The following is a 1,861-nucleotide window of genomic DNA, read 5'->3' as shown; positions in this document are numbered from 1 at the left end:
GTATCAGGTTTAGCATTTCTTAACAGCGGTTCTGAGGCATGACTCAACTCTTCTGCCAGATTTTTCGCCCCTTCTTTGCTGTTACCTAATACTTTTACCGCTCCAGCAGCTAAAACACCTGTGCCCACCGCCGCTTCCGGCGCAACCGCATCCGCAACAAAAATCCCCACGTTATTCAGGCACAGCGCCGGATTGGCTTTACAGCCTTCCAGCGCAATACGCCCTGCCGTTGCCATTTCAGCCGAGCCCGCAATCAGTATATGACCGCCATAAACCAGCGCATAGCCGCCTGCCGCCACGGCGGTGACGGCAATCGCGGCATTCCGCCGCGCAGTTATGCGCTCTTCCGCCGCTTTATCCCCTTTTTCCGCCGCCAAGATATCTTTTTGATTATCTGCCGATAACTGATACAACATGTGCTCAGTCATGTTGTTACGATAGACAAGCTCCGCGCTGTTTGCCGCACTGTAAGCGCCTTCGGGGGATAGCTTAATCAGTACCCAGACCTCAACTCACCATTGAAGGGCTCTGACTGGAACAACTCGGTTTTTATGCTGGCAGACCAGTTGTCATAGAAATAGAAGAATATAACCCCGATTGGATGAACTACACCTTAATCAGCTAGTGTCTAACTTTTGGGGTGCAGTGCATAAGGCCGGGAGCTTTTTTTAACGTAACCAGAATGGTGGATCGTCTGGGCCAAGTGCATCAAATTGCTCAAGAGGACGATTCTTATCATCAATAAACCACGGTAAATCGGAGATCACTATTTTTACTGGTTGATATATTTTAAATGTATTCAAAAACGATTCGGCAGACTCTTTAGCATCAACAAAACGACGGAAGTAATCTGTAAACACAAGATTTAATGTTAGCTGATTTAGATCTAGCTTTGTTAACTCAAAATTCACTTCCATCATTTTCCAATCAACTGTATTGCTTTGAACTTTGCCAAATAAACACTCAACAATAGACATAAGTTCCATTGCTGGCCTAAGCTCATTTTGTTTCAGATAACGACGATAAAGACGATCTGTTAATAAACTAAAATCATATTCGGATTGAACATGTTCGGCATAGACAGTTATACACTGAAAAAAAACAATCACATCTGAAGCAGGGCCATGCTCATAAACGGTATGACCCCCATGAAATCCTATATTTTTCATTTTGTTTTAAATCCTATGTCAGTCGGACTGATTGTTCCATCCGATTTTTGAACTATCCCCTGAATAATCATATCTTTTTGGTTTTGTGTAACCTGCTGACCTCGGATATCAATAACAACTTCTTGCTTCATCCCGGCAGGTAAATTCTTCTGCCGCTCAATCGCTTGTTTGGCAACATTATTAATCAGGCCATTTTTGTTCGTTGCAATGTTATAATTCTTCACTTCAACACTGCAAACATTTCCCTGACACCAGTCTGGGCGAACACTGCCTTTAGTTCCATAGGGAACTTCTTTGCCATCCTTAAATGTAACCTGACCACTCCAGCCATCCCCTAAATCTTTCCCGACATCAATTTCTGATTTTCTGTGACCGGGGCGTGAGACGGATGTGATTTCATCACTGGCCTTATTGATCAGTTTAGACGCTTCTCCAACGTCACCTTTCTGTAAAGCTTTTTCTACCGCCTTGATAGTTTTCCCGGCGGCATCACCTGCACCGGGAATAATCGCTATCGCGGCGACCAGATAATCTAATGCGCTCTCAGCCTCGACAAAGCCTTTGATATCCCCGATAACGGGCACGAAGTCAGTACCAACGCTGATAATTTCCCCGGTTTGTTTACACGCCTCCGGTGACTGCTGACAAAAGGCTTGTTTTTTCTCCTCGTAGGCTTTGATTGTGCCTGACTT

Annotated in this window: 2 protein-coding genes and 1 pseudogene; all 3 read right to left on the bottom strand. The window is 44.7% G+C overall.

Going from position 1 to position 1,861, the window contains the following annotated elements:
• Positions 1-428 (bottom strand): annotated as a pseudogene (locus D3222_RS24335) (hypothetical protein); the annotation flags it as partial.
• 240 nt (positions 429-668) lie between these two features.
• Positions 669-1,169, bottom strand: coding sequence for a hypothetical protein (locus tag D3222_RS24330; RefSeq protein ID WP_118988332.1), 501 nt, complete (start codon positions 1,167-1,169; stop codon positions 669-671).
• Positions 1,166-1,861 (bottom strand): hypothetical protein (locus D3222_RS24325; RefSeq protein ID WP_369973541.1); only part of this gene is annotated, 696 nt, incomplete at its 5' end. The genes D3222_RS24330 and D3222_RS24325, both read right to left, overlap by 4 nt.

Source organism: Photorhabdus sp. CRCIA-P01, from assembly GCF_003545805.1.
Taxonomy (GTDB): Bacteria; Pseudomonadota; Gammaproteobacteria; order Enterobacterales; family Enterobacteriaceae; genus Photorhabdus; species Photorhabdus antumapuensis.
This window is presented reverse-complemented; position numbering and strand designations above follow the sequence as displayed.